The following is an 18686-nucleotide window of genomic DNA, read 5'->3' as shown; positions in this document are numbered from 1 at the left end:
GTCAACACCCTCCCAGCGGCGATCCAAGTCTGCGCCAAGCCCCTCGATTGCCGCCCCCGGTCGCGCTGACTCTTCCTCGTGCGGGAAGGATCGTGGTGGGAGGGGTTACGGTCCTGCGGTTCTGCTTCAGGCCAAGGGTGCGTAATGTGACGGTAACCCCCTCACGTGATACTGGTGTGCCACGCGGTGTGATCCCATCCGCGTGGACAGGCCGATTGACCTGCAAGGATTGGTGACCCATGGACAAGCAGCAGGAGTTTGTGCTCCGGACTCTGGAAGAGCGCGACATTCGCTTCGTCCGCCTGTGGTTCACCGACGTGCTGGGCTTCTTGAAGTCGGTCGCGGTCGCCCCGGCGGAGCTGGAGCAGGCCTTCGACGAGGGCATCGGCTTCGACGGTTCGGCCATCGAAGGATTCGCCCGGGTGTACGAATCCGACATGATCGCCAAACCGGACCCCGGCACGTTCCAGATCCTGCCCTGGCGCGCCGAGGCCCCCGGCACCGCCCGGATGTTCTGCGACATCCTGATGCCCGACGGCTCGCCCTCCTACGCCGACCCGCGCTACGTCCTCAAGCGCATCCTGGCCAAGACCTCCGACCTCGGCTTCACCTTCTACACCCACCCCGAGATCGAGTTCTTCCTGCTCAAGGACAAGCCCGTCGACGGCCAGCGGCCCACCCCGGGCGACTCCTCCGGCTACTTCGACCACACGCCGCAGAACGTCGGGATGGACTTCCGCCGCCAGGCGATCACGATGCTGGAGTCGATGGGCATCTCGGTGGAGTTCAGCCACCACGAGGGCGCCCCCGGCCAGCAGGAGATCGACCTGCGCTACGCCGACGCGCTCTCGACCGCCGACAACATCATGACCTTCCGCCTGGTCATGAAGCAGGTGGCGCTGGAGCAGGGCGTCCAGGCGACGTTCATGCCCAAGCCGTTCTCGGAATACCCCGGCTCGGGCATGCACACCCACCTCTCCCTCTTCGAGGGCGACCGCAACGCCTTCCACGAGTCCGGCTCGGAATACCAACTCTCCAAGGTGGGACGTTCCTTCATCGCCGGTCTGCTCAAGCACGCCGGCGAGATCTCCGCCGTCACCAACCAGTGGGTCAACTCCTACAAGCGCATCTGGGGCGGCGCCAATCGCACCGCCGGCGCCGGCGGCGAGGCCCCCTCGTACATCTGCTGGGGCCACAACAACCGCTCCGCGCTGATCCGCGTCCCGATGTACAAGCCCGGCAAGATGGGCTCCACCCGCGTCGAGGTCCGCTCCATCGACTCCGGCGCCAACCCCTACCTGACCTACGCCGTCCTGCTCGCGGCCGGCCTCAAGGGCATCGAGGAGGGCTACGAGCTCCCGCCCGGCGCCGACGACGACGTATGGGCCCTGTCCGACTCCGAGCGCCGCGCCATGGGCATCGAGCCGCTGCCGCAGAACCTCGGCGAGGCCATCGAGCTGATGGAGCGCAGCGAACTGGTCGCCGAAACCCTCGGCGAGCACGTCTTCGACTTCTTCCTGCGCAACAAGAAGCAGGAATGGGAGGAGTACCGCTCCGAGGTCACCGCCTTCGAGCTGCGCAAGATGCTGCCCGTGCTCTGAGCCACCGAGAGGCCGCACCCATGGCACTACCCGCTCCCCAGGGACGGCGGAGCAGCACCTTCAGCCGGCTGCTGAGGCACGGGTTCACCGACCCCTCGGCAGCCGCCCGGCTGCTCGACACCCCCGAGTTCTCCCCCGTACGCGACGACTCGGTGCTGCTGGAGGCGCTGGGCGGCACCGCCGACCCCGATCTGGCGCTGCTGGGGCTGGCCCGGCTGGTGGAGGCCCAGAGCCCGGAGGGGCAGCAGGAACTGCTGAGCACCCTGGTCGCGGCCAAACCCCTGCGCGACCGGCTGCTGGGCGTGATGGGCGCATCCGAGGCCCTCGCCGACCACCTCGCCCGGCACCCGGGCGACTGGCGTTCACTGGTGACATACGAATCGGTGGACCTGCACCCCACCACGCCCGAGTTCGAGCAGGCGCTCGCCGAGGGCATCTGGGGCGAGCGGGGCGAGGGCCGCTCCCGCGCCGACGCGCTGCGCGTCGCCTACCGCCGCAGCCTGCTGGGGATCGTGGCCCGCGACGTGTGCGGGACCACGGACGTCGCCGAAGCCGCGGCCGAGCTGGCGGACCTGGCCACCGCGACCGTACGCGCCGCCCTCCAGATCTCCTACGAGGAGGCCCCCGGCGACGCCGCGGTCTCCCGCCTCGCCGTCATCGCCATGGGCAAATGCGGCGCCCGCGAGCTGAACTACGTCTCCGACGTCGACGTCATCTTCGTCGCGGAGGCCAAGGAAGGCGTCGAGGAAGCCAAGGCCCTCCAGGCCGCAACACGGCTCGCCTCGCGCATGATGCGCCTGTGCTCCGACGTCACCGTCGAGGGCACCATCTGGCCCGTGGACGCCAACCTGCGCCCCGAGGGCCGCAACGGCCCGCTGGTCCGCACCCTCTCCAGCCATCTCGCCTACTACCAGCGCTGGGCCAAGACCTGGGAGTTCCAGGCCCTGCTCAAGGCCCGCCCGATGGCCGGCGATCTGGACCTCGGCCAGGCGTACGTCGACGCGGTGGAACCGATGGTCTGGCAGGCCGCCGAGCGCGAGAACTTCGTCGCCGACGTACGCCAGATGCGCCTGCGGGTCGTCGAGAACATCCCCGCCGACCGCGTCGAACGCGAACTCAAACTCGGCCCCGGCGGGCTGCGCGACGTCGAATTCGCCGTCCAGCTGCTCCAGTTGGTCCACGGCCGCAGCGACCCCACCCTGCGCGGCCCCGGCACCCTCGACGCACTCGCCGCCCTGGCCGCCGGCGGCTACGTCGGACGCCAGGACGCCGCCGCCCTGGACACCGCCTACCGCTTCCTGCGGGCCCTGGAACACCGCATCCAGCTCTTCCGGATGCGGCGCACCCATCTGATGCCCGAGGAAGAAACGGACCTGCGGCGCCTGGCCCGCTCATTGGGCTTGTTCACCGAGCCCGTTGACACCCTCCGCAAGGAGTGGAAGTGGCACGCTAGAGAAGTGCGCCGACTGCATGAGAAGCTCTTCTACCGTCCCCTCCTCGATGCCGTCGCCCATCTGGAGCCCGGCGAGACCCGGCTGTCGGCACAGGCCGCCGGGCACCGCCTGGAGGCCCTCGGGTACGTCGATCCGGCCGCCGCACTGCGCCACCTGGAGGCGCTGGCATCCGGCGTGACCCGCAAGGCCGCGATCCAGCGGACGCTGCTGCCCGTCCTGCTCGGCTGGTTCGCGGACTCCGCCGATCCGGACGCCGGACTGCTCAACTTCCGCAAGGTTTCGGACGCGCTCGGCAAGACGCCGTGGTACCTGCGGCTGCTGCGCGACGAGGGCGCCGCCGCCGAGAACCTCGCCCGGGTGCTCTCCGCCGGGCGGCTCGCCCCCGATCTGCTGCTGCGGGCCCCCGAGGCGGTGGCCCTGCTGGGCGCCGCCGACGGACTCAAACCGCGCGGCCGGGCCGCCCTGGAGCAGGAGGTGCTGGCCGCCGTCGGCCGCGCGGAGGGCGCCGAGGCGGCGGTCGCGGTGGCCCGCGGGGTGCGCCGCCGGGAACTGTTCCGCACCGCCGCCGCCGATGTGATCGGCGCATACGGCACCGAAGGCCGGCCCGCCGAGGAGGACCACGGCCACGCCATCGACGCCGTGGGCTTCGCCGTCTCCGACCTCAACGCCGCCACCCTCGCCGGCGCGCTGCGCGCCGCGGTCCGCGAACAGTGGGGCGACACCCTGCCCACCCGCTTCGCCGTCATCGGCATGGGCCGCTTCGGCGGCCACGAGCTGAGCTACGGCTCGGACGCCGATGTGCTGTTCGTCCACGAACCGCGCGAGGGCGCCGACGAGCACGAGGCCGCCAAGGCCGCCTTCGCCATCGCCAACGAGATGCGCCGGCTGCTCCAACTCCCCTCCTCCGACCCGCCGTTGCTCATCGACGCGGATCTGCGCCCGGAGGGCCGCTCGGGCCCCCTGGTGCGCACCCTGAACTCCTACGCCGCCTACTACCGCCGCTGGTCGCTGGTCTGGGAGGCCCAGGCACTGCTGCGGGCCGAACCGGTCGCCGGCGACGACGACCTCGGCCGCCGCTTCATCGAGCTGATCGATCCGCTGCGCTATCCGGCCGAGGGCCTGGGCGAGGACGCGGTCCGCGAGATCCGCCGCCTCAAGGCCCGTATGGAATCCGAGCGGCTGCCGCGCGGCGCCGATCCGACCACCCACGCCAAACTGGGGCGCGGCGGCCTGAGCGATGTCGAATGGACCGTCCAGCTGCTCCAGATGCGCCACGGCTGGGAGGTCCCCGGCCTGCGCACGCCCCGTACCCGCGAGGCGCTGGCCGCGGCGCACGCCGCCGATCTGATCGGCACCGAGGACGCCCAGATCCTGGACGAGGCATGGGTGCTGGCGGCGCGGGTGCGCAATGCCGTGATGCTGGTCCGGGGCCGCCCCGGCGACACCTTCCCCGCCGACGGGCGGGAACTGGCCGCCGTCGGCCGCTACCTCGGCTACGAGGAGGGCCACGTCGGGGAGATGCTCGACGACTACCGCCGCACGACGCGCCGGGCGCGGGCGGTGGTGGAGGAGCTGTTCTACGAGGGCTGAGCGGGGCTGCGAGGGCCGAGCGGCTGCGTGGCCTCAGACGCGGCTACGAGGGCCGGGCGGGCGCGTCGTACACCGCGAGGTGGGCCGAGGCCGCGGGCGCGGGCCGGGCCCGGGGGAGGGGCCGGGCCCCGGGCGGGCCGGGCCCCGGTTCCGCGGCCGCATACCTATCCGGCCCGCGGTGGGCCGATCGGGTGACGGGCGCGAGGGGGTCGGCGGGCGCGACGGGTGCGACCCCGGCCCCCTGCACGGTGGCGCGACGCCGGCCCGTCTGCCCGGCGGGCGCGGCCTCAGCCCACCCGCGCCAGATTCGCCTCCGGCGCCGCCGCATACCGCGCCAGCCGGCTCGGCAGCGTCCCGTACCAGCACCGTGCCGCTGTGAACCCGAACGTCAGACACAGCACCCCGCCGACCGCGTCCAGCCAGAAGTGATTGGCGGTGGAGACGATGACCAGCAGCGTCACGGTGGGATAGAGCAGGGCCACGATCCGCACCCACAGCGGCCTGGCCAGCATCGCGACGGTGATCCCGCACCACAACGACCAGCCGATGTGCATCGAGGGCATCGCGGCGTACTGGTTGGACATCGACGCGAGGTTGCCCGACGCCATCGAGCCCCAGGTGTCGTGCTCGACCACGGTGTCGACGAAGCCGCCGCCGGACATCAGCCGCGGCGGCGCCAGCGGATAGAAATAGTAGCCGACCAGCGCGACCCCGGTCGTCGCGAAAAGCGCCAGCCGGGACGCGGCATAACGGCCCGGATGCCAGTGGTAGAGCCATACCAGCACGCCGATCGTCACGATGAAGTGCAGCGTCGCGTAGTAGTAGTTCATCGACACGATCAGCCACGTCACCGAATTCACCGCGTGGTTGACGGTGTGCTCCACCGCGATTCCCAGCGCATGCTCCGCCTGCCAGATCCAGTCGGCGTTCCGCAGCGCCTTCGCCTTCTGTTCCGGGACCGCATTTCGAATGAGCGAATACGTCCAGTAACTGATCGCGATCAAGAGGATCTCGAACCAGAGACGGGGCGACCGAGGCGTGCGCAGCCGGGACCATCGGCGTCCCTCCGACGGGCGGTCCGCGCTCCCCCCAGGGGTCTGCGGGGTGGCGGGCCGACCTTCCAAAGTCCTCACATTCGCATCGCCCATAGGCAGACAGTCTGCCAGAAACGGGCGTGTCGCCGATCATCCCCCGGTCGAATATCCAAAGGTCCGTATCCCTCTCCGGGGGGATACGGACCCTCGTACCGCAGCGGGAAAAATCCCGGAAAAATTCAGCGGATCCCCGATACCCGTCTCACGGCGTCAGGAGGTATCAACCTCAGCAGACATCAACCTCAGGACCCGGCAACCTCGGCAGGTATCAAGGCGTACGGACCGGTCGCGGAATTCCCGCCACCCTGGGCGCCGACTTGGGCGCCGAAGCGGTCGATCCGCGCACCACCAGCTCCGGATGGAAAACGAACTCGCTGTGCGGAGCGGGCGTCCCGCCGATCTCCTCCAGCAACGCCCGCACCGCCGCCTGCCCCATCGCCGTCACCGGCTGCCGGATCGTGGTCAGCGGCGGATCGGTGAACGCGATCAGCGGGGAGTCGTCGAAACCGACCACGGACATCTCACTCGGCACGTCCAGCCGCCGCTGCCGCGCCGCCCGGATCGCCCCCAGCGCCATCATGTCGCTGGCGCACACCATCGCCGTCACCCCGCGGTCGATCAGCGCGTTCGCCGCGGCCTGACCGCCCTCCAGGGTGAACAGCGAATGCTGGATGAGCGGCCCCAGCTCGGCCGGGCTCATGTTCAGCCGGTCCCGCATGCTGCGGACGAACCCCTCGATCTTCCGCTGCACGGGCACGAACCGCTCGGGCCCCAGCGCCAGCCCGATCCGCCGATGGCCGAGCGCCGTGAGGTGGGTGACCGCCAGATCCACCGCCGCCCGGTCGTCGGGGGAGACGAACGGCGCCTGCACCCGGTCGGAGAAGCCGTTGATGAGGACGAACGGCACACCCCGGCCGCGCAACTGCGCATAACGCTCCATATCGGCCGAGGTGTCGGCGTGCAGCCCGGAGACGAAGATGATGCCGGCCACGCCGCGCTCCACCAGCATCTCGGTCAGCTCGTCCTCCGTCGAGCCGCCCGGCGTCTGCGTGGCGAGCACCGGCGTATAGCCCTGCCGCGTCAGCGCCTGCCCGATGACCTGGGCGAAGGCCGGGAAGATGGGGTTTTCCAGCTCGGGTGTGATCAGCCCGACCAGGCCCGCGCTGCGCTGCCGCAACCGTACCGGGCGCTCATAGCCCAGCACGTCGAGCGCGGCGAGCACCAACTGGCGGGTGGTGGCGGAGACACCGGGTTTTCCGTTCAGGACCCGGCTGACGGTGGCCTCGCTGACACCCGCCTGTGCTGCGATATCGGAGAGCCGGGCGGTCATGGGATGGGACTGTACCGGGCGCATGTCAGATTGCCCACCAGGTGCAGGTGTCACCGGGGACGACGGCCGAGGCGCCGTCGACGGTCACCGGGGCGCTGGAGAGCAGCGGCTGCCCGGGCAGCGGGAGTTCGGCCGGGCGGCCGAGGGTGTTGACCGTGCAGAGCACTCCGGGCCGGCGAAAGGCCAGCACCCCTTCGGGCGCGGGCTGCCAGGTCATCTCGCCGTCGCCCAGGCCCGGCAGTCTGCGGCGCAGATCGAGCGCGGTGCGGTAGAGCTCCAGGGTGGAGGACGGGTCGCCGGTCTGCGCCTCGACGGTCAGCAGCCGCCAGTCGGCGGGCTGCGGCAGCCAGCTCCCGCCGGGCCCGAAGCCGTACGGGGGCAGATCGCCGGACCAGGGCAGCGGCACCCGGCAGCCGTCGCGGAACCCGTCCTGGCCGTTGGCGCGGAAGAACGAGGGGTCCTGGCGGACCTCGTCGGGCAGATCGAGGACTTCCGGGAGGCCGAGTTCCTCGCCCTGGTAGAGGTATGCGGAGCCGGGGAGGGCGAGCATCAGCAGGGCGGCGGCGCGGGCGCGGTCGAGGCCGCCGCCCAGGCGGGTGCGGTGGCGTACGACGTCGTGGTTGGACAGCACCCAGGTGGCCGGGGCGCCGACCGGGCGCACCGAGTCGAGGGACTCGTCGATGACGGTGCGGAGCGAAGCCGTATCCCAACTCGCCTGGAGATAGTGGAAGTTGAACGCCTGGTGCAGTTCGTCGGGGCGGACGTAGAGGGCGAGGCGTTCGGCGCTGGGCGCCCAGGCTTCGGCGACGCCGATCACCTCCTTGCCGCAGGCGTCCCCGTATCCGTCCAGCAGGCGCCGCCAGGAACGGTGGATGTCATGCACGCCGTCCTGGTCGAAGAACGGCAGGACCTGGCTGCCGATGAGCTTGGCCTGTTCGCCGCGGCCGATGTCGGGCAGACCGGGCGCCTTGACCATGCCGTGGGCGACGTCGACCCGGAAGCCGTCGACGCCCAGGTCCAGCCAGAAGCGCAGGATGGCCGCGAATTCGGCGTGGACGTCGGGGTTGTCCCAGTTCAGATCGGGCTGTTCGGGGGCGAAGAGATGGAGGTACCAGTCGCCGCGGTCGGTACGGGTCCAGGCCGGACCGCCGAAGATCGACTCCCAGTCGTTCGGCGGCAGCTCGCCCCGCTCGCCCCTGCCGGGACGGAACACATAGCGCTCCCGGGCCAGTTCGGGGTCCTGGAACCACGGGTGCCGGTCGGAGGTGTGATTGGGGACGATGTCGACGATCACCCGCAGGCCCGCGTCATGGGCGGCGCCGATCAGGTCCCGGGCATCCTCCAGGTTGCCGAAGAGCGGGTCGACGGCGCGGTAGTCGGCGACGTCGTAGCCGCCGTCGGCCTGGGGCGAGGCGTAGAACGGCGTCAGCCAGACGGCGTCCACGCCCAGCGCCTTGAGATACGGCACCTTGGCGCAGGCGCCGCGGAGATCGCCGACGCCGTCGCCGTCGCTGTCGGCGAACGAGCGGACGTAGACCTGATAGATGACGGCGTCCCGCCACCATCCGGAACCCCGGCCTGATGCGGTGGTCTGGGGTGCGAGGCCGGGGGAAGTGAGCTCCTGGGTCATCTGCGTCCCTATGGGGTCATGGGGTGCTGTGTGGTCAAGAGGTGAAGGGGCGTGGTGTCTTCACGGACTCAACGCCCGGGTGGGCCCTGGGTGACGGGGACCCGGGGGCCGCAGGGGTGCCGTTCCGGCCAACCGGTTGCAATTTCTTCCAGTCTCCTTGCAAGAATTTTCCGCAAGGTCTTTCGGTTTGTTTGCAGCGCTGTTACGTTCCTGACCGCCATCTACGGCGATCCCCAAAGGAGTTCACATGCGGCGTGGCATACCCGGCATACGTGGCATCACCGCAACCGCGCTGGTAGCGGGCCTGGCCCTGACAGCAAGCGGATGCGGCGGGAGCGACGGCAACGGCACAGCGAACAGCGGCGGCGAACTGTCCGGAACCGTTACCTTCTGGGACACCTCCAACGACGCCGAGAAGGCGACCTACCGCAAGCTTGCCGAAGGTTTTCAGAAAGAACACCCCAAGGTCCACGTTCAGTATGTGAACGTTCCCTTCGGCGACGCCAACGCCAAGTTCAAGAACGCCGCCGGCGGCAACTCCGGCGCACCCGACGTGATGCGCACCGACGTCGCCTGGGTAGCCGACTTCGCCAACCTCGGCTACCTCGCCCCGCTCGACGGCACCCCCGCCCTCGACAAAACCGCCGACTACCTCCCGCAGGCCGTCGGCTCCACCAGATTCAAGGGCAAGACCTACGCCGCACCCCAGGTCATCGACACCCTCGCCCTCTTCTACAACAAGAAGCTCCTCAAGGACGCCGGCGTCCCCGTGCCCAAGACCTTCGCCGAACTCAAGGCCGCCGCCAAGAAAATCAAGGACAAGACCGGCGCCACCGCCCTCTACCTGCGCGGCGACGACCCCTACTGGTTCCTGCCCTACCTCTACGGCGAGGGCGGCAACACCATCGACGCCCACTCCAAGACCGTGAAGATCGACAACGCCGCCGGGGTGAAGGCCTTCGCCGCCATCAAGGACCTGGTCGACTCCAAGACCGCCATCACCGACGCCACCGACGGCCAGGAAAACCAGCTCACCGCCCTCAAGGACGGCAAGGTCGCCATGGCCATCGACGGCCCCTGGGACATCGAAGGCGCCCGCGCCGGCCAAGCCTTCAAGGACAAGAAGAACCTCGGCGTCGCCCCCGTACCCGGCGGCAGCACCGCGCAAGGATCACCGCAAGGCGGCTGGGACCTTTCCGTATACGCCGGCAGCAAGAACCTGCAAGCCGCCTACGCCTTCGTGAAATACATGAGCTCGGCCAAGGTGCAGCAGGAAACCACCGACAAACTCAGCCTGCTGCCTACCCGCAAGTCGGTGTACCAGATCCCGGCCGTCAAGCAGAACGAGATGGTCACGTTCTTCAAGCCCGCCGTCGACCGCGCCGTACAGCGCCCCTGGATCGCCGAAGGCAACTCCCTCTTCGAACCCATCAAGGTCCAGATGAACAAGGTGCTCACCGGCAGCGCCACGCCCGAACAGGCCGCCAAGGCGACCGGTGCCGCCTACCGAAAGCTGCTCAAGGACTACAAGTGACCCTCGCCCTACAGCAACGGGGGAGAGTGCGCCGGGCCCTGGGCACCCACTGGTACGCCTGGACGATGGTCGCCCCGGTCGTCCTCGTCATCGGGGTGATCATCGGCTTCCCGCTGGTACGGGGCGTCTTCCTCTCCCTCACCGACGCCAACGAGGCCAACGTCCAGCGTGACATCGGCGTCAACCACATCCCCGCCACCTACAAGTTCACCGGCCTCGACAACTACACCGCGATCCTTACGGACGACGTTTTCTGGAACCGGCTCGGCTGGACCGTCCTGTGGACCGTCGCCTGCGTCTCGCTGACCTTCCTGCTCGGCCTGACCCTCGCCACCATGCTCAACCGCACCCTCCGCGGCCGCACCTTCTACCGCCTCGCCCTGATCCTGCCCTGGGCCATCCCCGCCTTCATCTCCGTCTTCACCTGGCAGATGCTCTACAACGAAAAGAGCGGGCTCCTCAACAAACTGCTCGCCGGCGGCGGCATCGACGCCATCCCCTGGCTCAACGACCCGACCTGGGCGAAGCTTTCGGTCATCGCCGTCAACGTCTGGCTCGGCGTGCCGTTCATGCTGGTCACACTCCTCGGCGGACTCCAGTCCATCCCCGGCGAGCTGTACGAGGCCGCCGAAATGGACGGCGCAAACGCCTGGCAGCGCTTCCGCAACATCACCATGCCCGGGCTGCGGGCCGTCAGCAGCACGGTGATCCTGCTCTCCACCATCTGGACCTTCAACATGTTCCCGGTGATCTTCCTGCTCACCAGGGGCGGCCCCGGCGACGCCACCGAAATCCTGGTGACCTACGCCTACCGGCTCTCCTTCGTCAACAGCCCCCGCAACTTCTCCGAGTGCGCGGCCTGGGGCGTCCTGATCCTCGTCCTGCTCTCGGCCGTCGCGGTCGTCTACCGCCGGGCGCTGCGCAAACAAGGAGAGGTGTGGTGACGATGACCCGCAAACGCCATCAACGGCATCCCCTGGCCTCCGTGGGCCTGCACCTCGCGCTCGCCCTCGCGGCCGTCGTCGCCGTCTTCCCGCCCCTCTGGCTGCTGGTGACGTCCTTCAAACCCACGAACGACTCCTTCACCACCAGCCTCTTCTCCCACCCCACCCTCGCCAACTACACCCACGTCCTGGCCGACACCCCATTCCTCACGTGGTTCAAGAACTCCGTCATCATCGTCGGACTGACCACCGTCCTCGGCGTCTTCCTCTCCGCCACCACCGGCTACGCCGTCAGCCGCTTCCGCTTTCCCGGGATGCGCCCGCTGATGTGGCTGCTGCTGATCACCCAGATGTTCCCGGTCGCCGTGCTGATCGTGCCGCTCTACAACCTCATGGCGACCCTCGGCCTGCTCAACCAGCCCGCCGGCCTCGTCATCACCTACCTCACCATCGCGGTCCCCTTCTGCGCCTGGATGATGAAGGGCTTCTTCGACACCATCCCCGTGGAGATCGACGAGGCCGGACGCGTCGACGGCCTCAACCCCTTCGGCACCTTCTGGCGCCTGGTCCTGCCGCTGGCCCGCCCCGGCCTGGCCGTCACCGGCTTCTACACCTTCGTCACCGCCTGGGCCGAAGTCGCCTACGCCTCCGCCTTCATGACCGGTGAGGACAACCTCACCCTCGCCGGCGGCCTCCAGACCTTCGTCAACCAGTACACCAACGACTGGGGATCGATGACCGCTGCCGCCGTGATCATCGCCGTACCGGCCGCGCTCGTCTTCGCCTTCGCCCAGCGCCACCTCGTCGCCGGACTGACCGCCGGCACCACCAAGGGATGACATGACCACTCAGCACAACCGTTGCGTGAATCTCAGCGATTCTCGTGCTGAGGCTCTTCCTGCTTCACCGACCGCTGCCGACTCCGGAGAGTGAGGTCTTACGTGGTCTCCACAAGGCGTTTTTCCTCTCCGGGGAACTTCCCGGCGAGTGCTCCGATGTCAAGCGTGTGTGTCGGCGAGCATCGCGGCGAGGAGGTTGCCTGCCGCGTTGTCGTCGCGGTCGTGCAGGACGCCGCAGCCGGGGCACACCCAGGTGCGGTCGGCGAGGACGAGGGCACGGTTGATCCGGCCGCAGCCCCCGCACGTCTTCGAGGAAGGGAACCAGCGGTCGGCTTTCCATATGCGGGAGCCGTACCAGTTGGCTTTGTAGTCGAGCTGGCGGACGAACTCGCCGAACCCGGCATCCGAGATCGCTTGGGCGAGCCTGCGGTTTTTGACCATGCCCTTGATGTTCAGGGTTTCCACGGCGATGGCGGACTTGGTTCTCGTCAGCCGGGTGGTGGTCTTGTGCAGGAAGTCCCGGCGTCGCTCGGCCACCCGCAGGTGCAGCGCGGCGACACGCTTGCGGGCCTTGGCCCGGTTCTTGGAATCCTCGGCTGTGCGGGCGAGTTTTCGGTTGGCACGCTTCACAGCGCGCTGAGCGGCCTTGAGCGGTTTGGGTGCGTGGATCTCCTCCCGGCTGCCATCGGCGTTGCGGATGACGGCGAACGTCTTCAGGCCCAAGTCGATACCGCATGCGGGTGCGTCGACGTCGACCTGGTGGCGTTTGTTGATCTCGTTGCGGTCGACCTCGGTCTGGAAGGAGATCCACCAGCGTCCGGCCTGCTCGCGGACGGTCGCGCCGAGGATGCGCGCCTGCCCGGTGGCCATGCGGTCGACCAGCCAGGACATGTCTTCACGCACCGCCACGTCCCCGATCGCCGGGAGCCGCACGGTGCGCGCGTCGAGCGGTTTGGCGCGGTCGGCGTCATAGCGGAAGCGGGAGCCGTGCTTGCGCTTGCGCCACGACGGGAAGCCCATTCGGGCGCCTTTGCGCTTGCCCTGCTTGGACTTGAGGTAGTTGGAGAACCCGGCCGCCCGCACCCGACAGGCTTCCTTCGGAACACGGGAGGACAACCTGTTCTCCGTGAACCAGGGGAACCGCTCGGCGTGGGCGGCACGCCACTCCTTTTCCAGCGCGGGCCGACCACGGCACCTTGGTCAGCTCGCAGCCAGTGAGGCCGTAGGACTCCTCGGCCTTGCGCTGTGCCCACTTCGTGCGGACGGTCTCCAGGCAGAAGTTCTCCACCACCCGCGACAGCCCAGCATGACGACTCATGAGGGCCATCAGCTCCGGACCGGGCGCGAGTTCGTATCGACCCCCCTGCTTGTGACTCACCCGCTAACCGTAGCGGCCACCACTGACAAGACCCCGGCCAGCAAGACAAGTTGAGGAACGCAGAGCAACGATGACGAGAACTCCATCAGTTACCAACCCCTCCAGCCCCGGATGGTGGCACGACGCGGTGATCTACCAGGTCTATCCGCGCAGCTTCGCCGACGGCAACGGCGACGGCATGGGCGACCTGGCCGGCATCCGCAGCCGCCTGCCCTATCTGCGCGACCTGGGCGTGGACGCCGTCTGGCTCAGCCCCTTCTACGCCTCCCCGCAGGCCGACGGCGGCTATGACGTCGCCGACTACCGCGCCATCGACCCGATGTTCGGCACCCTGCCCGACGCCGAGGCCGTGATCGCCGACGCCCATGACCTGGGCCTGCGCATCATCGTCGATATCGTCCCCAATCACTGCTCCGACCAGCACGAATGGTTCCGCCGGGCGGTGGCCGAGGGCCCCGGATCGACCGCCCGCGAACGCTTCCACTTCCGCAAGGGCCGCGGCCGGAACGGCGAACTGCCGCCCAATGACTGGGAGTCCATCTTCGGCGGACCCGCCTGGACCCGCATGCCCGACGGCGAGTGGTACCTGCACCTCTTCGCCCCCGAACAGCCCGACTTCAACTGGGAACACCCCGCCGTCCAGGACGAGTTCCGCTCCATCCTGCGCTTCTGGCTGGACCTGGGCGTCGACGGCTTCCGGGTCGACGTCGCCCACGGCCTCGTCAAGGCCCCCGGCCTGCCCGACATGGGCCACGGCGAACAGCTCAAACTCCTCGGCAATCAGGTCCTCCCCTTCTTCGACCAGGACGGCGTGCACGCCGTCTACCGCGCCTGGCGCGCCGTCCTGGAGGAATACGCGGGGGATCGCATCGCGGTCGCGGAGGCATGGGCCCCCACCACCGCGCGCACCGCCCTGTACGTCCGCCCCGACGAGCTGCACCAGGCATTCAACTTCCACTACCTCAACACCAGTTGGGACGCGGACCGGCTCCGCGAGGTCATCGACGAGTCCCTCGACTCGATGCGCCCCGTCGGCGCCCCGGCCACCTGGGTGCTGTCCAACCACGACGTCGTACGCCACCGCACCCGCCTCGGCGGCGGCCTCGACCGCGCCCGCGCCGCCGCCCTGCTGATGCTCGCCCTCCCCGGCTCCGCATACCTCTACCAGGGCGAGGAACTCGGCCTCCCGGAAGTCCTCGATCTGCCCGACGAGGTCCGCCAGGACCCCTCGTTCTTCCGCGCCAACGGCCAGGACGGCCTCCGCGACGGCTGCCGCGTGCCCCTTCCGTGGTCCGGCGACGAACCGCCCTACGGCTTCGGTGCCGCCGACCCCTGGCTGCCGCAGCCCGCCGACTGGGCTCCGCTCACCGTCGAGGCCCAGACCGGCGACCCCGACTCCACCCTGGAGCTCTACCGCACGGCCCTCGCGCTGCGCCGCACCCACCCCGGCCTCGGCGCGGGCGACGCGGTCGAATGGCTCGACGCGCCCGACGGCGTACTGGCCTTCCGGCGCCCCGGCGGCCTCGTCTGCACGGCCAACACGGCCGGGGCGGCGGTGACGCTGCCCGAGCGGCCGGGCCGCCGCGTGCTCATCTCTTCGCTGTCTTCGCTGTCTTCCTCGCCGTCCTCAACTCCGGCCTCCTCATCCCTGCCCGCCTCGTCGCCGTTGTCCGTCTCGTCGCCGTCGCCCCACGACCCTTCGCCTTCGCCCGCTGACCTTTCTTACTTGTCGAACACCGACAGTGACGAATTGGTTGCACATGGCGGCGTGTTGGTAGCGCAGGGCTGCGTGATTCCGGCTGACACCACCATCTGGTGGGAGGAGTGACCCTGCCGACACCCCGCCCCGCCCCGCGCCTGTCCGACATCGCCGCCCAGGCGCGGGTCAGCGAGGCCACCGCCAGCCGCGTCCTCAACGGCAAGGCGGGCGTTGCGGCGACCACCCGCCACCGCGTGCTCGCCGCCCTCGACGTCCTCGGCTACGAACGCCCCGTACGGCTCCAACGCCGCAGCGCGGGCCTGGTCGGCCTCGTCATCCCCGAACTCACCAACCCGATTTTCCCGGCCTTCGCCCAGATCATCGAGCAGTCCCTGGCCGGCCACGGCTACACCCCCGTCCTCTGCACCCAGATGCCCGGCGGCGCCACCGAGGACGAACTCGTCGAGCAGTTAGAGGAACGCGGCGTCACCGGCATCGTGTTCCTCTCCGGCCTGCACGCCGACACCGGCGCCGACCCGTCCCGCTACACTCGCCTGACCTCGCGAGGAGTCCCCTACGTCCTGATCAACGGCTACAACGACCGCATCGACGCGCCCTTCGTCTCACCCGACGACCGCGCCGCGGCCCGGATGGCCGTACGCCACCTGGCCGAGCTGGGCCACACCCGGATCGGCCTCGCCGTAGGACCCGCCCGCTACGTCCCCTCGCGCCGCAAGGCCGAGGGCTTCGCGGCGGCGCTGGAGGAGTCGTTCGGCCTGTCGAGGGGGCAGGCCGAACGGCGCATCCGGCACACCCTGTTCAGCGTCGAGGGCGGCCACGCGGCCGCCACCGCGCTCATCGATGACGGCTGTACGGGCCTGGTCTGCGGCAGCGACCTGATGGCGCTCGGCGCCGTCCGCGCGGCCCGGCAGCGCGGCCTCGACGTCCCCGGCCACCTCTCCGTCGTCGGCTTCGACGACTCGCCCCTCATCGCCTTCACCGACCCACCGCTGACCACGGTGCGCCAGCCGGTCCAGGCGATGGCGACGGCGGCGGTCGGCGCGCTGATCGAGGAGATCGAGGGAAACCCCGTACGCAATCCGTTGCGCAATCCGCTGCGCAATCCCGTACGCAATTCCGTACGGGATCCCGTAGGAGACCCCGTACGGAATCCCGTCCAGCGCACCGAATTCGTCTTCCAGCCGGAGCTGGTCGTACGCGGCTCGACGGGTCCGGCGGTGCGCGCCTAGGGAAGGCCCGACGGTCAGACGGCGGGCAGCCCGTAGAACCGGTCCGAGTGGGTGGCGAGCAGTCGGCGCCCCGCCGCCGTGATATGCCACTGCCCGTCGTCGTGGACACCGTCGTTGTACGTCCAGTGGAGCTTGCCCGTACGGGCGTCGAAGGCGTAGATGCCGCCGGTGGCGAAATACGTTGCGCCGTAGAGCATGTGCCCGACCTGCACGAATTCCAGGGGGACGTATCGCTGTCCGAGGTCGTCGGACTTCCACAACTTCTTGCCGGAGGCCGCGTCGACCGCCCACACGCCGTCTTGGTAGACCGAGGTGTAAAGGGTGTTGCCCACCAGAGTCAGCGGAGCCTGGAACGGGTTGCGGTGACCGCTGGGCAGCGACCACCTCTGGGCGCCCGTCTTGAGGTCGAACGCGCGCATCGAGGGACCGCCGATGATGACCTTGTCGCGGTAGATCGTGGGCCGCGCCGCGCTGTCGTCACCCACCGGCTTCGTCCACAGCTGCTCGCCGCTCCCGGCGTCGCGCACCGTGACGTTGTACTGGTCGTCGGCGTAGACGACATGCCGACCGTCGGTGGCTGCCGCGACGGCCCAGTCGCCGGCTCCCTTCGTACGCGGCTTCCGCCACAGCACCTTGCGGCTCTTGATGTCCACCGCGGCGATCACGGTGGGGTTCTTCGCGTCATCGGCGACGACGGTGGCGATGACGAACACCCTCCGGCCGTCGGCGGCGATCGGGCGCGGGTTGTCGTACTTGCCGCCCAGCCTGCTGCGCCACGCCTCCTTGCCCGTGGCCGGATCGAGACCGACGAAGTCGCCGTCGTACTTGCTGCTGGTGAAGAACAGCAGCCCGGCCGCGTACACCAGCGGCGCACCGGGCGTCGTCAGATCGGGCACCGACCACTTCTGCCGCCCGGTCGCCACGTCGTGGGCCACGAGCGGATCGCCGCTGACGATCAGCAGATTGCCGATCACCATCGGCGGGATCTCGTAGTTCAGGCTGAGGGCCTTCGCCTGCGCGTGCCACAGGGTCTTCGGGCTCGTCCCGGCGGGCGGGGTGGTGAAGTCCTTGGGGTCGATCGGCTCGTCGTGGTCCAGCGTGTCCGGACCGCTGTGGTGCCGCCTGGGCCGGACCGGCCCGCCGCCGAGGCTCTCGAACGCCCAGGCCGCCCCGCCGCCGACGGCGAGCACCGCGGCACCGGCCCCCAGCGCGAGGAACCGACGACGCGACGCGGTGTGCCCCTCAGGTTCCACGGCCTCGGGACGGGTCGGCGCGTGGGCGTCGCCGGATCCAGCGGCGCGCCCGTCCGCGGAACTGTCAGCGGACCCGCCGGTGGACCCGTCCGTAGCTCCCTGGTCGAGTTGGCCGTGCTGGTCGAGTTGGCCGGGCTGGTCGAGCACCGTGGGCGTACGGAGGACGGCCGCCTGCCCGTCCCGCAGCGGCGTGTCCAGGTCCAGGATGCGCGCCGCATGCTGGGCGATGGACGAGGCGACCGGCCCCGGCAGCCAGCCGTCCAGCGCCGCCGGAACGCCGTCCGGGGCCAGCTCGGCGACCAGCCGCTCGGGAGTGGGCCGCGCCTGCGGATCCTTGGCCAGACATTCCCCGACGAGCGCCTGCAAGCCCTCCGGTACGGCCGACAAGTCCGGTTCCGCATGCACCACTTGGTAGAGCATGCTCGCCGCCGACCCCGAACCGAACGGCTGGCGCCCGCTCACGGCGTACGCCAGCACGACCCCGAGCGAGAACACATCGCCCTGCGGCCCGGCCACCTCCCCGGTGGCCTGTTCCGGCGGGATGAACCCCGGCGAGCCGACCACCACGCCGGTGCTCGTCAACCGCTCGCCGTCGACCGCTCGCGCGATACCGAAGTCGATCACGCGCGGCCCGTCGGCGGCCAACAGCACATTCGACGGCTTGAGATCGCGGTGCACCAGCCCCGCCCCATGGATCCCGGTGAGCGCCGCCGCGAGACCGGCCCCCAGCGCGCGTACGGACGCCTCGGGCAGCGGCCCGTGCCGGTCGATCACGTCGTCGAGCGCCGGGCCGAGCACGTAGGCGGTGGCCAGCCAGGGCAGCGCGGCCTCGGTGTCGGCGTCCACGACCGCCGCGGTGTACGGCCCGGACACCGCGCGGGCGATGCTCACCTCGTGCCGGAAACGGCGCCGGAAGTCGGCGTCCTCGGCGAGTTCGGGCCGTACGACCTTCACGGCGAAGGTGCGCCCGCCGGACGTGCGCGCCAGGTAGACCCGGCCCATCCCGCCCGCCCCGAGCCGCGCCATCAGGCGGTAGTTCCCCAGGCTCTGCGGATCATCCGCCTGCAACGGCTGCATGGCACCCCCGTAC

12 protein-coding genes are annotated in these 18686 nt (G+C 69.8%); 7 read left to right on the top strand and 5 right to left on the bottom strand.

What is annotated here, in order from left to right:
- Nucleotides 1-239: 239 nt before the first annotated feature.
- Together glnA and B1H19_RS13105 are read left to right on the top strand one after the other, a co-directional pair.
- A complete protein-coding gene (gene glnA, locus B1H19_RS13110; protein ID WP_083104930.1) occupies nt 240-1601 on the top strand; it encodes a type I glutamate--ammonia ligase in 1362 nt (453 codons plus the stop codon).
- 20 nt (nt 1602-1621) lie between these two features.
- Complete coding sequence (locus B1H19_RS13105; protein WP_083104929.1) at nt 1622-4645, top strand: bifunctional [glutamine synthetase] adenylyltransferase/[glutamine synthetase]-adenylyl-L-tyrosine phosphorylase; 3024 nt, start codon at nt 1622-1624, stop codon at nt 4643-4645.
- Nucleotides 4646-4932: 287 nt separating this feature from the next.
- On the opposite strand, the gene B1H19_RS13100 is transcribed toward B1H19_RS13105, so the two are convergent.
- The 3 genes from B1H19_RS13100 to B1H19_RS13090 all read right to left on the bottom strand — a co-directional run bounded on the left by B1H19_RS13100 (nt 4933) and on the right by B1H19_RS13090 (nt 8699).
- A complete protein-coding gene (locus B1H19_RS13100; RefSeq protein WP_083104928.1) occupies nt 4933-5793 on the bottom strand; it encodes a phosphatase PAP2 family protein in 861 nt (286 codons plus the stop codon).
- A gap of 214 nt (nt 5794-6007) precedes the next feature.
- Nucleotides 6008-7069 (bottom strand): LacI family DNA-binding transcriptional regulator, encoded by a 1062-nt coding sequence (locus tag B1H19_RS13095; RefSeq protein ID WP_107426376.1) that lies wholly within the window; start codon nt 7067-7069, stop codon nt 6008-6010.
- A 25-nt stretch (nt 7070-7094) separates the two neighbouring features.
- Nucleotides 7095-8699: a glycoside hydrolase family 13 protein gene (locus tag B1H19_RS13090; RefSeq protein WP_083104926.1), complete on the bottom strand. Its 1605-nt coding sequence runs from the start codon at nt 8697-8699 to the stop codon at nt 7095-7097.
- A 247-nt stretch (nt 8700-8946) separates the two neighbouring features.
- On the opposite strand from B1H19_RS13090, the gene B1H19_RS13085 reads away from it, so the two are divergent.
- From B1H19_RS13085 to B1H19_RS13075, 3 genes are all read left to right on the top strand, one after another.
- Nucleotides 8947-10233, top strand: a complete 1287-nt coding sequence (locus B1H19_RS13085; protein ID WP_083104925.1) for an extracellular solute-binding protein — start codon at nt 8947-8949, stop codon at nt 10231-10233.
- 65 nt (nt 10234-10298) lie between these two features.
- Complete coding sequence (locus B1H19_RS13080) at nt 10299-11177, top strand: carbohydrate ABC transporter permease (RefSeq protein WP_083109592.1); 879 nt, start codon at nt 10299-10301, stop codon at nt 11175-11177.
- 2 nt (nt 11178-11179) lie between these two features.
- Nucleotides 11180-12016 (top strand): sugar ABC transporter permease, encoded by an 837-nt coding sequence (locus B1H19_RS13075; RefSeq protein ID WP_083104924.1) that lies wholly within the window; start codon nt 11180-11182, stop codon nt 12014-12016.
- Nucleotides 12017-12175: 159 nt separating this feature from the next.
- Here B1H19_RS13075 and B1H19_RS13070 read toward each other — a convergent pair whose 3' ends face one another.
- Complete coding sequence (locus tag B1H19_RS13070) at nt 12176-13192, bottom strand: RNA-guided endonuclease InsQ/TnpB family protein (RefSeq protein ID WP_257789462.1); 1017 nt, start codon at nt 13190-13192, stop codon at nt 12176-12178.
- 272 nt (nt 13193-13464) lie between these two features.
- Here B1H19_RS13070 and B1H19_RS13065 point away from each other — a divergent pair, with 272 nt between their 5' ends.
- Nucleotides 13465-15222, top strand: a complete 1758-nt coding sequence (locus B1H19_RS13065; protein ID WP_083104923.1) for a glycoside hydrolase family 13 protein — start codon at nt 13465-13467, stop codon at nt 15220-15222.
- The gene (locus B1H19_RS13060; protein ID WP_083104922.1) at nt 15219-16343 is read left to right on the top strand and encodes a LacI family DNA-binding transcriptional regulator; all 1125 of its coding nucleotides are present in this window, start codon (nt 15219-15221) and stop codon (nt 16341-16343) included. The genes B1H19_RS13065 and B1H19_RS13060 overlap by 4 nt, the downstream gene beginning before the upstream one ends.
- A gap of 14 nt (nt 16344-16357) precedes the next feature.
- Here B1H19_RS13060 and B1H19_RS13055 read toward each other — a convergent pair whose 3' ends face one another.
- Nucleotides 16358-18673: a serine/threonine-protein kinase gene (locus B1H19_RS13055; RefSeq protein ID WP_083104921.1), complete on the bottom strand. Its 2316-nt coding sequence runs from the start codon at nt 18671-18673 to the stop codon at nt 16358-16360.
- Nucleotides 18674-18686: the final 13 nt, after the last annotated feature.

The sequence above is a fragment of the Streptomyces gilvosporeus genome, assembly GCF_002082195.1.
Taxonomy (GTDB): domain Bacteria; phylum Actinomycetota; class Actinomycetes; order Streptomycetales; family Streptomycetaceae; genus Streptomyces; species Streptomyces gilvosporeus.
This window is presented reverse-complemented; position numbering and strand designations above follow the sequence as displayed.

Coding starts and splice junctions, on each gene's coding strand:
- glnA (WP_083104930.1), top strand. CDS start 240: ATGGACAAGCAGCAGGAGTTTGTGCTCCGGACTCTGGAAGAGCGCGAC.
- B1H19_RS13105 (WP_083104929.1), top strand. CDS start 1,622: ATGGCACTACCCGCTCCCCAGGGACGGCGGAGCAGCACCTTCAGCCGG.
- B1H19_RS13100 (WP_083104928.1), bottom strand. CDS start 5,793: ATGGGCGATGCGAATGTGAGGACTTTGGAAGGTCGGCCCGCCACCCCG.
- B1H19_RS13095 (WP_107426376.1), bottom strand. CDS start 7,069: ATGACCGCCCGGCTCTCCGATATCGCAGCACAGGCGGGTGTCAGCGAG.
- B1H19_RS13090 (WP_083104926.1), bottom strand. CDS start 8,699: ATGACCCAGGAGCTCACTTCCCCCGGCCTCGCACCCCAGACCACCGCA.
- B1H19_RS13085 (WP_083104925.1), top strand. CDS start 8,947: ATGCGGCGTGGCATACCCGGCATACGTGGCATCACCGCAACCGCGCTG.
- B1H19_RS13080 (WP_083109592.1), top strand. CDS start 10,299: ATGGTCGCCCCGGTCGTCCTCGTCATCGGGGTGATCATCGGCTTCCCG.
- B1H19_RS13075 (WP_083104924.1), top strand. CDS start 11,180: ATGACCCGCAAACGCCATCAACGGCATCCCCTGGCCTCCGTGGGCCTG.
- B1H19_RS13065 (WP_083104923.1), top strand. CDS start 13,465: ATGACGAGAACTCCATCAGTTACCAACCCCTCCAGCCCCGGATGGTGG.
- B1H19_RS13055 (WP_083104921.1), bottom strand. CDS start 18,673: ATGCAGCCGTTGCAGGCGGATGATCCGCAGAGCCTGGGGAACTACCGC.